Source organism: Psychrobacter cibarius (genome assembly GCF_016107535.1).
GTDB lineage: Bacteria > Pseudomonadota > Gammaproteobacteria > Pseudomonadales > Moraxellaceae > Psychrobacter > Psychrobacter cibarius.
Genome location: NZ_JABASQ010000006.1, coordinates 26465 through 38721, shown reverse-complemented (window position 1 = coordinate 38721; position 12257 = coordinate 26465). Strand labels below are relative to the sequence as shown.

Here is a 12257-nt window from a genome sequence, read left to right as displayed (position 1 = left end):
TGTCGATTTAATTGAGGATATCCTGAGGATTGTGCGATAAGCTACCGAGCATTAGTTAGGCGTATTGACTCAAACAAGCAGCATAAACGAGGCTGCTTGTTTGAGAATTTTATGATAGGAAATTCAACCAACTATGCACTGTTCGCTTCGTCATACTTAAAACACTTATAGCTGACTAGGTAAAGCAACTGGGATAGGGTTGTTATACATCCAAATATGAGTGGTGTCTTTGTTGCCGAGTGAGCCTTCAAAACTCCAGCCCCACGTAAATAAATGACCAGTTTTCAGCGCATTATTATCTTGGTCAAACGATTTTTCATGAGCAATCAGATGCATGGCACCCATGGCCATATTATCGATATTCTTGAGATTCGGCAGCTTATTGGTTGGTTCATCTAGGTCGTTGTAAATGGTCTTGCCTGCGCCATTTGTCTCCCCAAACATGCCCCATGCATAGAGAATACCATCCGTTGTTGATGAGCCATTATTAGTGGCGACATTGTCCAGTAACGCATAGCTGGCATTGCCATTGGCATAGACGCGGCGAACTTCTTTATCTGTAAACCAAGGCAGTTTGGTCGGTGAGGTAATGACATCTGCCCATGCCTTTTCGCTGCCATTAAATGTCTCACCATTGTAGCCCAATTGACTAGTGGCATTTAACCCCCAACCATACACTGCGTCTTTATTGGTCAATGCTAAGATATGGTCTTTGCCAGCCGTCAATTGGGTCACTTTTTCTACATCTATAGCGGGTTGGTCGTCAGCTTTTTGAGTGGCGTCATCTGTCTTAGCAGTAATGGCGTTATTAATCGTTTCATTAATGACATGAATACGTACAGGGGTTGCATTGACGTTGATACAGTTGGTTGTAGTGTTACAGACTTTACCTTTGCCAAGGTTGGCGTAAGCATCGCTGCCCCAACCCCAAACCTGACCTTTGTCATCTAAGGCATAAGAGCTATTGCCACTGACAACCACCTGCACGATATGTCCTGCCTCTGTGGCTGCTGAAAAGTCAACTTTGACAGGTGTGCTGCTATCGGTGCTTGTATTATTACCAAGTTGACCGTGTCCATTGGCACCAAAGGCCCAAACCGTACCCTCTTCGGTCAATACCAAGTTATGGCTATAGCCGGGTGCGACCATGACGGCATTTTCGATACCTTCGATCGCGCTGATATCCAAACGACAGTCTGCAGTCTTGCTACAGTCATTACGACCCCCATCACCGCGACCCAGCTGCCCGTATTTGTCTTCGCCCCAACTATAAACTTGACCATTTTGAGCAATAGCGAGTGAATGATTTTGATTAAAGCCAATAGATAACAAATCTTTTGGTGCGCTGTTCATCAGCATCGGCGTGTCTGGATGTCCCATAATATCGCTGATTTTTGTGGTCAGACCGAGTCCTGTCTGACCATAGTTGTTGCGACCCCAACCATATAGCTGACCATCACGCAGGGCAGCGGTATGCGAACCACCTGCCGCTATGGTATCGCCTACGTAGATGGTTTTGGTTGAGCGCATGATATTACCAGCATTGTCTGTGGCTTCTAAGACAATGGTATTGCTACCTAGCGTTAATAAAATACGATCATCAAAATAACCGTCAGCATCTAGCGTTAGCGCTTGAGCTGATTCGTTATTATGCATATAGGTCAATGATTTAACGCCGCTGCTATCTTGTACTTGTCCTGAGACAAATACCGCGGCAACCGCGCTATAGCCATCAGTAAAGTTGCTATCAGTGGTTAGTAGTGGCGGTGTCCCATCTATGATAGCAGTGGCTGTGTCGGAATCACTGCCACAAGCAGTAAGAATCAAGGCTGCGGTAACGACCGCGACAGCTTGAGTAAGACGGGATAAACGCATAAAAACCTCGATAGATGCAAATTGACAATATGTCAGTACGCCAGCCGTAAAATAACAAAACCGTCCCATACAAATCCGACGGTTGTAGGGTTTGTGCTATTGACTGAGTCAATCGTATATGATGGCGTTGGAATAATAGAAATGGCGGCAAGAGTTTAGCAATAATAAATGTGAATAGTATTACAAATAAGAATTATTATCAATAATAAAGTGGAAAAACAGCACCACCAAGGATGCTGTTTTTAAAAGCTGAACGCTAACTACAAATGAAACATCAACTATAAATTTTGGTTATAACCATTTAAGTCTTTTAAAATTGTAATATAAATAGCCACATAATGATCCAATGATGAGCATGATGACAAAGTAGGAATATTGCCAATGCAGCTCGGGCATGAAATCAAAGTTCATCCCATAGATACCCGCAATGGCCGTCGGTACAGCTAAAATACCTGCCCAAGCAGCAAGCTTACGCACCACCTCGTTCTGTCCCATATTAACCATGGCCATATAGGTATTCATGACCACACTCAGCATCTCATTCAGACCATTAATGGCGTCTAATGAGTGTAACAAATGGTCATTGACGTCGCGAAAGTAGGGCTTAGCGGCCTGAGAAAACCCAGAGACCATCTCGCTTTTTTTATGATTAATAAAAAAACTACAGATATCCTGTACCGGTAAAATAATCGCCCGCATGTGTACGAGTTGCGATTTGAGCTCATAAAGGTTTTTTAATGTACCTTTATCAAACTCATAGGTAAACACGTAACGTTCTTGCTCACGCAAATAGCGACCTAAACGATCGGTAATCGGCATATAATTATCCACGATAAAATCGAGAATAGCATGCAGTACAAATATCGGTCCCATACGCAGCTTTTCAGGGCGACGATGACAATGCTCACGGACAGGCGCATAGGAGTTTGATGGACCATTACGGATGGTAATCAAGTAGTTTTTGCCCATAAATATCGCGGTGGTGCCATAGCGAATGACATTGTCCTCAAGCTTAGCGGTACGCAATACCACAAACACCATGTCATTGTCATAGTTCTCGACTTTGGCACGCTGGTGATCGGCGAAAGCATCTTCGATTGCCAACTCATGTAGCCCAAAGGCTTCTTTGACTTTGACCATGGTTTCTAGGCTCGGATCATAGAGACCAAGCCAAATAAACTGACCATTATTATTTAAGGCACGACTAACATCGTTTAGCGCCACTTTATCGAGATTTTCACCCGTCTTACGTGAGTAAGCATAGCAATTGACGACTTCATCGGCACTCGACAAGTCAATATCTTCATAGCGTTCAGAGTCAGGATCGTAGACCGTCATGGTCTCGATGGTGTCCTCAGTGGTGGTATCAGCATCGCCATAGATATAGCTGTCGTCATTGTCTAGATAGAGATGTTCATCATTCATATCGGCGTAAATACGATTGATATTAGAGTTAGGTGCAATACGCGCGGTTTTTTTGATCAACTGGTCGTTATTGTTTTCCATACACCCTCCCTTTATAAAGTAAAAAACGTGTCACAATCAGAACTTATAATGATTGTTGTTAATAATGATCGTTATTAAAGGGCGTAACTTTTCAAAGTATCAATATCGACCAAGCTCAATAAGCTTTCGTGGCAAGCTTCTAGTTTGATTTGCGGGGCAATATCAAAATCCAAAGCTTCAACCCAGCGTAACGCGCAAATGCACCAATAATCGCCAGGCTTGAGGCCAGAAAATCCATACTCAGGTAGCGGCGTAATCAAATCATTGCCGCGACTGGCAGAAAAGTTCAAAAACTCGCTGGTCATCTTGGCGCATACGGTGTGTTGACCGACGTCATGGTTACCAGTATGACAAAAGCCATTGCGGTAATAACCGGTAATAGGGTCAAAGCAGCAGCTGGCAAGTGCCGTACCTAAGACATTGGCTTGATTGTTGGCAGGGTTTGGGTGGTAATCAGATGACATAAGGCTTCCGAGATAAAAATATGGCTTAGTGTACCATGAGTCGGTATCGAAGGCGTTGTTCTCACTTTGCTCATTATTTTCTTTATGATATAAAATGATGGTAACCATTTTTGAGTCAACGATTACTTATATAGTCTACAGATAACCTTCATAGATTAAGTGCTAATAAGACGTAATTAGATAGTAATTGTGGCTAATTGTCACTAGGCGAACCTTGGCTGCTATGCTAAACTAAAGCATAAAGTGCCTTGATTATTTAACGCCGTTTATTAGCGCATAAAGATACTCGTCTTATCATTCTAAATTATACTTATTACTCACCCTTTTGCGGCTACCTAGTTTGTTTATAAATAATTGGGTCAATGATGTTGCGCGTTAAAAATAAAAATGCATGGCGTCAATGCAATTGTAAATATAACCTTTAAGTACCGCATCAGTACCGCGTTTTTGGTAAGCGATACGCCAAACAAGGATTTATTGTGTCTGTCAGTTCTGATTCTGCAAAACCTGCCCAGTTAAATACGACTAATGAAGCGGCGGCTCAGCCTGCTGAAAACACTGCTACCTCTACTAGCATGCCATATTTAAACAACTTTGCCAGCGACGTTGCTAATAGCTGGTTGCTGCCTGATGGGGTGGTGGATGTGCTGTTCGAAGATGCGCGTAAGCAAGAAGTGCTTAGGTATCGGCTGACTCAGCAGCTTATTGGTCATGGTTATCAGTTGGTCAATCCACCAATGATTGAATTTACAGAGTCATTGTTGAGTGGCGCCTCAGAAGATTTAAAGCGTCAAACTTTCAAGATTATCGATCAGCTAACGGGTCGCTTGATGGGTCTGCGTGCGGATATTACCCCGCAGATTTTGCGTATTGATGCGCATTGGGGCGGCACAGGTATTGCACGTTATTGCTATGCAGGTGATGTGATTCATACCTTGCCATCAGGGCTTTTTGGTTCACGTACGCCTTTGCAGCTCGGTGCTGAAATATTTGGCTGTGCCTCGCTTGCTGCAGATATTGAGCTGATAGATGTTTTGTTTGGCATGATAAATAAGCTAAATATGAGTGCGACGCTGCATATAGACTTGGGGCATGTGGCGATATTCAAACGCTTGGCTGAGTTGGCAGCGTTGTCTGATAATGACGCTGAGCAACTCATGCATTTATATGCCAATAAAAATCTACCAGAGCTAAAGCGTGTCTGCCAGTTGTTGTCAATGGGTGATGATTTTTATGCTTTGGCACGTTTTGGTCATGATATTACCAATCTATTGGCGAGATTGTCAGAGACTGCACAGCAGGACACGCAAGTCGCGACTGCTATCAATGAATTACAACGCTTAAAAACACATCTACAAGACCAGTGGCAATGCCCTGTGAGTATCGATGTGACGGAATTATCAGGCTATCATTACCACACGGGTATTGTGTTCAACGGCTATATCAATAGTGAGACGCAACCTCTGGTACGTGGCGGTCGTTTCGATGGTATGCAAAGCGGCAACCAGTTAGCAATCAATCAGCCACGTGAAGCCACTGGTTTTAGTATGGATGTCAGTCGTTTGCTTGCACACACGCAGCTTGAGGCACCAATCATCGTATTGGTCGACTATGAAGCCTTGAGCAGTGCGAACCAAGAACAGAGACAGATACTGCTACAGCAGGTTGAGAGTTTACGTGAGCAAGGCTATCGCGTCACCATGCCATTAAATGCAGAAGATCGTCCCTCTGATATGACGCATCGTTTGAGCTTTAGAGATAATCATTGGCAGTTACAGAATATTTAAGCATTAATTTTTAATATTAGTAGTATTACCATTTTTTAACGTCTTTAAAATCAAGATAACGAAAGTTATCACAGGCTTTAAACCGTTATTGCACACACCTCAATACATAAAGGTAAGGATTGATCATGGGTAAGAATGTCGTAGTTTTGGGTAGCCAATGGGGCGATGAAGGTAAAGGTAAAATCGTCGATTTACTAACCGAAAAAGCTTCAGCAGTTGCACGCTTTCAAGGCGGACATAACGCTGGTCACACGTTAGTTGTCGATGGCAAAACCACCATCCTACATTTAATCCCATCAGGTATTTTACGTGAAGGCGTTACCTGCTTCATCGGTAACGGCGTGGTGTTAGCACCAGACGCCTTATTAAAAGAGATGAAAGAGCTAGAAGACAACAACGTACCAGTACGTGAGCGTCTGCGTATCTCTCCAAACTGCCCACTTATCATGCCGTATCATGTGGCACTTGACCAAGCACGCGAAGCTAAACGCGGTACTGGCAAAATCGGTACGACAGGTCGCGGTATTGGACCTGCTTATGAAGACAAAGTAGCCCGCCGTGCCATCAAGCTTGCTGACTTGTTCCGTGATGATTTAGAAGAAAAACTCCGCAACTTAATCGAATATCATAACTTCCAATTGACTCAATATTATAAAGTTGAAGCGATTGATTTTGATGAGACACTTAAGCTTTGCCAAGAGTGGAAAGAAGAGATTAAAGGCATGGTTACTGATGTGACCGAAGACCTTAATCAATTGCGTTTGGCTGGTAAGAACCTGATGTTTGAAGGCGCGCAAGGTACATTGCTTGATATCGATCATGGTACATATCCGTTTGTGACCAGCTCAAGCGTAACCGCTGGTGGCGTATCGACTGGTACAGGTATCGGTCCATTGTACTTAGATTACGTACTTGGTATCACTAAAGCTTATACTACCCGTGTCGGTAGTGGTCCATTCCCAACTGAGCTATTTGATGATGTTGGTGCGCATTTGGCTAAAGTCGGTCATGAATTTGGTGCGACTACTGGTCGTGCGCGTCGCTGTGGTTGGTTCGATGCTGAAGCGTTACGTCGTGCAGTGGTACTGAACTCTATGTCAGGTATCTGCTTAACTAAGCTTGACGTATTAGATGGTCTTGAAGAGTTACTAATCGGTGTGGGTTATAACTTGCCTGAGACTGAATGTGCAGGTGCACACGATGCTGAATTCTATGAGTCAGTCACGCCTAAGTATGAGACGATGCAAGGGTGGAGTGAGTCAACCGTTGGTATCACTAACTATGATGAACTTCCAGAAAATGCGAAAAAATATATCAAACGTATCGAAGCGTTGATTGGTTGCCCAGTTGATATTATCTCAACCGGTCCAGACCGCGAAGAGACGATTGTATTGCGCGACCCGTATGATGCTTAGTTTCTTATCATAAAACTTAATTAGTTTAAGCGTTCATAAAAAATCCCAGTGCTGAGCATTGGGATTTTTTTATGAGTATTACCTTGTGAGTAATGTCTTATAAGTAAATTCTCATCATTTTTTATTATGCTAACTATTATTAATGCCAAGTGATAAAAAGTGTTAATCACTATTAATCTCTAACGATAAAAAATCAAGATATCTAGTCATTGAATAAATTGAGATAAGAAAAAATAGTATAAAGGAGAGAATTGCTAACATTATTCTGGTTTAATTGGTATATTATGTTATAAATGAATGTAAATTTATCAATATATAAAAAGGAAAACGTGATGAAAGCGACTATTATCAAGCACTCTATAGGCAAAGCAGCTTTAGCGCTGCTAACGTCTGCGGCTTTTATGTTTCCTATGCTGTCATGGGGCGCGCAAAACTGTGATAAACCCAACAATGATTTCGATGATTTGTATTGCTTAACGAAAGTATATTTAGAAGCGGATAAAGAGCTGAATAGTTCTTATGCAAAATTGGCTAAGCAGTTAAATAGCCAGCAAAAATCCAAATTAAAGCGCGGACAACTGGCGTGGATACGCGAGCGTAATGACCAATGTAGTTATAATAATGATGAAGGATTTTTTGTCAATATGGGCTGTGCGACTCGGGTGACAACTGAGCGAGTGAACTTCTTAAATGATCGTGTGCGTGAATGTAGCGCTGGCAGTTGCCGCGACAGCCGCTTAGGCGAGTAGTTGCTTTTTAGTATTGCTTGAAAGCAGTGACCTTCATAGCTGCGTATTAACAAAATCCCTTAGCATTATATGCTGAGGGATTTTTTTTGGTAACACTTACATAGAGTTTTCGCCAAGTTGGTTCTAGCCCATCAATGACAAAGATAGTTAGCGATGAGATACGTAGGGTAAGAATCTGCTATTGATGAATGCTCACTTTGTCTTAAGATAAGCTGTGGTCATAAATTTACTTTTATGCAAGGTGCGGTCATAAATTAACCCTATCATTTATAGCGCTAATCATTATAATAGGCAGCAATCCTGTGTTGGTGCTCATATTATCGCATTGATAGACCATGAGTTATTTAAATCTGCCTAAGTCAACATTGCGGCCAAAGATAAAACAAAGTATTTACCATCTCATTTTTATCGAATTCATTATTTATTAGGAGCTTTTCATGGCTAACGAACGTACTTTATCTATCATCAAACCTGACGCAGTAGCTGGCAACAACATCGGCGCTATCTACGATCGCTTTGAAAAATCAGGTCTAAAAATTGTTGCCGCTAAAATGATGCAACTTGATGATAAAAAAGCGGGCGGTTTTTACGCTGAGCACGCTGAGCGTCCATTCTACAACGATCTAGTATCATTTATGACTTCAGGTCCAGTATTGGTATCTGTATTAGAAGGCGAAAATGCAATCGCTAAGCATCGTGATATCATGGGCGCTACTAACCCAAAAGACGCCGCTGAAGGCACTATTCGTGCTGACTTCGCTAGCAGCATCGACGAAAACGCGGTTCATGGTTCAGATTCAGCTGAATCAGCAGCACGTGAAATCAGCTACTTCTTCAATGAAGATGAAGTGTGTGCACGTACGCGTTAATAGCAGTTTTTATTAGCAGCCACTGTTATGAATAATAGTGCTGATTAATAATTAGTGTGGTAAAACGGCTTATATCTTTTGGTATAAGCCGTTTTACCTATTATAATAGTCTGACTATGCATTGAAGTTTTAACTTTTCTCCCTCATTATTAGTTTTATATAGCGTTATCAATCCTTTATCAGCATATTACTTTCAGTTTTTGGTAAAAAATGCGCTCATAACGGATTGCTCATGCACTCATATATTGAGTACGTCTAGCAACACCCATCTCAACAATTGTATCGCTCATACCAGTAGATGCAAAAAGGTTATTTATTATGTCAACTGCTCAAATCCCTATTCAAACTGACGTCCAACACGTACCTGCTAAGACTACTAAGAGTATAAAATTAGTAGACGAGGCGCAGGCGAAAACCAATCTACTAGGTATGACCCAAGCGCAGCTGGCGGAATACTTTAAGAGTATTGGTGAAAAGCCGTTTCGCTCGACGCAAGTCATCAAATGGATATATCAGCAGGGTGTCACTGATTTTGAGCAAATGACCAATCTAAGTATATCTTTGCGTGATAAATTATCAGCCAATGCCTGCGTCATTCCGCCAAAAGTGATTCATCGTCAATACAGCGATGATGGTACGCGTAAATGGGTATTTGAAGTCACGGGTGGCTCGTTGGTCGAGACCGTATTGATTCCTGCAGATGATAGTAAATTGAACGGTCGTAAAACCTTGTGTGTCTCTTCGCAAGTGGGCTGTGCGCTCGACTGTAGCTTTTGTAGTACGGGTAAGCAGGGCTTTGAGCGCGATTTGACGGCGGCTGAGATTCTTGGACAGTTATGGGTGGCAAATGCCTCTTATATGACCGATGAAAATGACAGTTTAGAAAATGTTGACCATAGTTTATGGGAAAACAATGTCACCAACGTTGTCATGATGGGCATGGGCGAGCCGTTATTAAACTATCGTCCCGTTGTCAGCTCGATGGAATTGATGCTCAGTGACCATGCTTATGGTTTATCAAAGCGCCGCGTTACTTTGTCGACTTCAGGTGTGGTGCCAAAAATGTACGAGTTGGCACAGGAGCTTGACGTGGCTTTAGCGATTTCATTGCACGCACCAAACGACGAGCTGCGTAATGAATTAGTGCCGATCAATAAAAAATATCCATTAGAGCAGCTCATGGCGGCAGCGAGAAATTACGTTTTTGAAGTAAATCCGCGCCATAAAAAACACGTGACTATTGAATATGTGATGCTAGATGGTGTCAATGATAGTAATGAGCATGCTGAGCAATTGGTCGCATTATTGGGCGATTTACCAAGTAAGATTAACCTGATACCGTTTAACCCGTTCCCTCATGCAAATTATGATAAGTCGAGTAATAATCGAATTCATGCCTTTAGTAATATATTAAGTGAAGCAGGTTTTGTTTGTACCATACGTCAAACACGCGGTGATGATATTGATGCGGCATGTGGTCAATTGGTTGGGCAAGTTGCTGATAGAACGCGTCGTTCAGCCGCATGGCAGCAAAGCATCAAGGATCGTGAAAGTGTTTAGTATGATGGTCATATAAATGGTGAATAGACATTTTCGATGTAGCATCGTATTTGTCTTTTATCTGTCGCAATGGTAATAAAAATGTAGCAATAACGATTAGTTTGGATGTGCACAGCAATTAATGACAACTAAATTGTACTTATGCGGGCTAAATCTATTAAACTGATGCATCGAGGATCGAACGCATTGAATCACAGTTTTATGATGGCGGCTATGATGACTTCTAGAAATTCTTGTCAGTTCAATTATCAGAAAATATTTTCTCAGGCTTATAAGCGATTGAGTACAGCGAATGGACAAGTGGCTATTGACCCAATAGCGATGTCGAAGCGTACGGTATTAGTGACAGCATTGGTAGGGTTGCTGCTCACTGGTTGTCAAAGCACGCCGACCAATGATTTGACAAACATCGCGGCTTATCAGACGTCTACGCGACCCAATGACAATCGTAACTTAGATCAACAAGAAATTGCTCGCGTGCGCACTTCACTTGCCGCGCAATATATCCGCAAAAATGAGCTTGATACCGCTCAACGCCAACTCGAAAAAGCCTTTGCTGCCGATAGCCGTTACGCGCCAGCCTATGATATGATGGGCGTTTTGCTGCAGCAAGAGGGCAGTCGACTCAATCTCGAAAAAGCCGATCAGTATTTTAAAAAAGCGATCACGCTTGATAAAGATTTTGAGCAAGCCCACAATAACTATGGCGTTTATTTGTCACAAATGAAGCGCTATCGTGAGGCGGCAGAGCAGTTTGAGATTGCGGGTTCAGCATTAGGTTACGAAGGTCGTATTGGTGCGCTAGAGAATCTAGGGCGCACTTACTTACAGCTAGGGGATCGCAGTGCGGCTGCTAAAGCATTTTTACGGGCACTTGATGGCAATCGTAATAGTATTATTGCCCATATCGAGTTGGTCGACTTATTGCTTGAGCAGCAACGTGTTCCACAGGCTCAAAGGCTTTATGATGAAACCTTGATACTGGTACAAGGGCAGGGCATTAGCCCGCGCTTGCTATTACAAGGTATCAAATTGGCCGCTGCACAAAATAACATAACGACGCGCCAGCAATTGGCACAGCAGCTTTTATCTGCTTATCCTTTAAGTGATGAAGCAAAACAACTTAAGACTTGGCTTAACAATCCAGAGGCACCATGGAAATGACCACCCCATCATTAAACACTCAATCTAACGCTCAGGGATCATTTGGTGCCGTGTTGCAGCAAGCCCGTAAAAATAAGCAAATCAGCTTAGACGAGGTAGCTGCCGAGTTATTTATTTTAAAGCGTCATTTGCAAGCGCTTGAAAATGAAAATTTTTCGGAGATGCCGCAAGCTGCTTTTGCCCGTGGGTTTGCCATCAATTATGCTAAGTTTTTGGGTTTGGATCCTGTAAAAATAGCAACCAGCTTTGATGCCGCTTATCCTACGGAGCTGAAAGCAAAGTCAGTGAATAACACGGATACGCCACTGCGTCCAATGGGCACGTTGCAACGTGATAGGCACAATCGTATTCGTTTTAACCCACTACTGATCATCGCCGTTATTGGTGTCATTATTTTAGCGATTTTCTTATTTCGCATGGTGAGTAATGCAAGTAAAGAGAATACCGAGCAGCCAGTATCGACGGTCGAAGACGTCTCAGCGATAGAGCAAGCGCAAGGTGCGGCAATCAATACTGATGAGATGGGCGTTGGTGCCTCTGGCTCTGCTCTAAACTTGGGCGGCGATGCAAGTCCAGCGTCTTTAGATGTCAAACTGACGGATACCGCCGTCGTGAGTATTACTGATGCTTCTGGTAGTAGTCTAATGAGTGGCTCGCAGACATCTGGGGATTATAAACTGTCAGGTACGCCGCCGTTTAATGTACAAATTGATAATGTCGATAATGTCAGCATAATGCTTAACCAAGAAGCGGTTGCTCTAAATACTTATGCAACGGATAAGCAAGCCAATTTTGAGTTAGCGCCTTAACTTTTTGAGCGGCTAATTTTGAATGCTAGTCTTATCGACTGCTGTACAAGATTTATTTT

The 12257-nt window shown here is 42.6% G+C and carries 10 protein-coding genes; 7 read left to right on the top strand and 3 right to left on the bottom strand.

Annotation, left to right across the window (positions count from 1 at the left end; all coding sequences use genetic code 11):
- Nucleotides 1-165: 165 nt before the first annotated feature.
- From JFC08_RS06010 to JFC08_RS06000, 3 genes are all read right to left on the bottom strand, one after another.
- Nucleotides 166-1875 (bottom strand): chromosome condensation regulator RCC1, encoded by a 1710-nt coding sequence (locus tag JFC08_RS06010; RefSeq protein ID WP_198330081.1) that lies wholly within the window; start codon nucleotides 1873-1875, stop codon nucleotides 166-168.
- Nucleotides 1876-2166: 291 nt separating this feature from the next.
- Nucleotides 2167-3381, bottom strand: coding sequence for a magnesium/cobalt transporter CorA (corA, locus tag JFC08_RS06005; protein ID WP_198330080.1), 1215 nt, complete (start codon nucleotides 3379-3381; stop codon nucleotides 2167-2169).
- Nucleotides 3382-3455: 74 nt separating this feature from the next.
- A complete protein-coding gene (locus tag JFC08_RS06000) occupies nucleotides 3456-3845 on the bottom strand; it encodes a DUF2237 family protein (RefSeq protein ID WP_045451983.1) in 390 nt (129 codons plus the stop codon).
- A gap of 479 nt (nucleotides 3846-4324) precedes the next feature.
- On the opposite strand from JFC08_RS06000, the gene JFC08_RS05995 reads away from it, so the two are divergent.
- The 7 genes from JFC08_RS05995 (at nucleotide 4325) to JFC08_RS05965 (ending at nucleotide 12198) form a co-directional block, all read left to right on the top strand.
- The gene (locus tag JFC08_RS05995; protein ID WP_198330079.1) at nucleotides 4325-5632 is read left to right on the top strand and encodes an ATP phosphoribosyltransferase regulatory subunit; all 1308 of its coding nucleotides are present in this window, start codon (nucleotides 4325-4327) and stop codon (nucleotides 5630-5632) included.
- Between the two features lie 125 nt (nucleotides 5633-5757).
- Nucleotides 5758-7047, top strand: a complete 1290-nt coding sequence (locus tag JFC08_RS05990; protein WP_045444847.1) for an adenylosuccinate synthase — start codon at nucleotides 5758-5760, stop codon at nucleotides 7045-7047.
- Between the two features lie 332 nt (nucleotides 7048-7379).
- A complete protein-coding gene (locus tag JFC08_RS05985) occupies nucleotides 7380-7796 on the top strand; it encodes a lysozyme inhibitor LprI family protein (RefSeq protein ID WP_198330078.1) in 417 nt (138 codons plus the stop codon).
- Nucleotides 7797-8233: 437 nt separating this feature from the next.
- Nucleotides 8234-8665 (top strand): nucleoside-diphosphate kinase, encoded by a 432-nt coding sequence (gene ndk, locus JFC08_RS05980; protein WP_193011877.1) that lies wholly within the window; start codon nucleotides 8234-8236, stop codon nucleotides 8663-8665.
- A 318-nt stretch (nucleotides 8666-8983) separates the two neighbouring features.
- Entirely contained in the window at nucleotides 8984-10225 is a 1242-nt protein-coding gene (rlmN, locus tag JFC08_RS05975) for a dual-specificity RNA methyltransferase RlmN (protein ID WP_198330077.1), read from the top strand.
- Nucleotides 10226-10438: 213 nt separating this feature from the next.
- Nucleotides 10439-11389 carry a type IV pilus biogenesis/stability protein PilW gene (gene pilW, locus JFC08_RS05970; protein ID WP_227697672.1) on the top strand — a complete coding sequence of 317 codons (951 nt, stop codon included), beginning with the start codon at nucleotides 10439-10441 and terminating at the stop codon, nucleotides 11387-11389.
- On the top strand, nucleotides 11386-12198 hold the full coding sequence (locus JFC08_RS05965; RefSeq protein ID WP_198330076.1) for a helix-turn-helix domain-containing protein: 813 nt from the start codon (nucleotides 11386-11388) through the stop codon (nucleotides 12196-12198). The genes pilW and JFC08_RS05965 overlap by 4 nt, the downstream gene beginning before the upstream one ends.
- Nucleotides 12199-12257: the final 59 nt, after the last annotated feature.